Source organism: Streptomyces sp. NPDC059456 (genome assembly GCF_042750055.1).
In the GTDB taxonomy this organism is placed as follows: Bacteria; Actinomycetota; Actinomycetes; order Streptomycetales; family Streptomycetaceae; genus Streptomyces.
The window spans coordinates 1-1596 of sequence record NZ_JBHYVA010001078.1 but is presented as its reverse complement, the minus strand read 5'-3'; the positions used below and the strand labels follow the sequence as shown (position 1 = coordinate 1596).

Sequence of the window (1596 nt, the reverse complement as noted above, 5' to 3'; positions counted from 1 at the left end):
AAGAGACAGCCTGGACGACGTACCGGCGGCTCGGCGCGCTCTGGCACGAGGTGCAGATCGGTGCCCCCGCCGGTACGCCCTGCGTGCAGATGTCCTGGTGGGCCCCGGCGGAACTGCGGGTGATCCAGCGCGAGTCGGACATCCACGACGGGTTCCTGCACCTGGGCCCGTACTTCGACCCGAACCGCCGCGAGGACGCGTACGCGCGCGCCCTCGCGGGCGGGACGGACGAGGAGACGGCCCGCGCCGTCGCCGACGCGGCGATGGTCGCGGCCGCCGTCCGGGCCCGCTCGGCGGATCCCGAGGGCGCGGTCATCGGAGCCAGCGAGGAGAGCGTCCCCGACACCCTCGCTGGGCCGCGGGACCTCGTACGGATCTCCCACGCACTGCGGCATTCGCCCGTCGTGGCGGCCGTCCGCCGGGAGGTCGCGCTCACCGGGAGCGGGCCGGCCTGAACACCGGCCCGCCGGGCCCGGGGGGGTCAGCGCTGGGCCACGGCCAGCGCCACCTTGGGGAACAGGTCCTGGAACGGGCCGGCGGAATCGATTCCCTCCCGGCCGTACGGCGCGTCGAAGCTCCACACCATGAACAGCAGGAACACGATCAGCGCACTGAACAGCCCCGCCAGCAGCAGCTCCCGGCCCGACCGGCGGATCTGCAGGGTGAAGATCAGCCCGACCGTCACCACCCCGCCGACCAGCAGCCCGAACCACACCACGCCCGGCAGGGTCGACTCGTCGGCCTGCACGCGCGAGTGCCGGGCGTCGTCGGCGGCCGCGATGTGGTCCAGCAGCGGCTGGTAGGCCTGTGCCTGGAGCTCGTTCGCCGGGCTCTGGTGGGTGACGTCCGTGCGGAGCTTGCCGAGCAGCTCGGCGCCCTGGGGCGAGGCGCCCTCGCCCGCGGTCAGCAGCGGCCAGTCCACGGCGACGGTGTGGGAGACGTACGCGTCGACCTCGCCGCGGATCCGGTCGCGGACCGGGGCCGGGTAGACGTCGGCGCGCTGGGTGACCTCGTACAGCGACTGGGCCTCGCGGCGCACGCTGTCCTCGGCGGCGCCGCGCGCCTCCCAGACGCCCGCGATCGCCAGACCGAGCACGATGGCGTAGACCACGCCCACCATCATCGTCATGTACTCGATGACGTCGGGGGTTTCGCTGGTGTCCTCGTCCTCCGCGACCCGGCGGTGCCGGAGCAGGGTGAAGGCAAGGACGAGGGCGCAGACGAGCGCCATGGCGACGGCCAGGACCAGCCATTCGGACACGTGGGTACTCCCGTTGGTGGATCGGTGGGTGGATGCGGGATGCGGATGCGAGCTGCGGCGTGCGGGCTCAGCCGCGGCTCTTGGAGCGCGGCCGCAGCGCGGCGGCGGCGAGTACGGCCGGGGTGGTGACGACGACCATGAGCATCACGGTGGACATGCCGCCCGGGGTGCGCCGCTCCAGGGCGACCGAGCGGTACGGACGCACGTGGAAGGCGCTCACGCGCGCGGGCGCGGCTGCGGCCCGGGGCGGGGCGGGCGCTTCGGCCGGAGCCGGCCCGGCAGGCTCCCCGGGTTCCGGCGCGGGCGGCGCGGGCGCGGGCAGCACGGCCCCGGCC

Annotated in this window: 2 protein-coding genes and 1 pseudogene; 1 reads left to right on the top strand and 2 read right to left on the bottom strand. The window is 74.8% G+C overall.

What is annotated here, in order from left to right; genetic code table 11:
• The coding region (locus ACFXA3_RS42310; protein ID WP_385196822.1) for a DUF6545 domain-containing protein at positions 1-455 on the top strand (455 nt) is incomplete at its 5' end.
• Positions 456-481: 26 nt separating this feature from the next.
• On the opposite strand, the gene ACFXA3_RS42305 is transcribed toward ACFXA3_RS42310, so the two are convergent.
• Positions 482-1261, bottom strand: coding sequence for a hypothetical protein (locus ACFXA3_RS42305; protein WP_385196819.1), 780 nt, complete (start codon positions 1259-1261; stop codon positions 482-484).
• A gap of 67 nt (positions 1262-1328) precedes the next feature.
• A pseudogene (locus ACFXA3_RS42300) lies at positions 1329-1596 on the bottom strand (hypothetical protein); the annotation flags it as partial.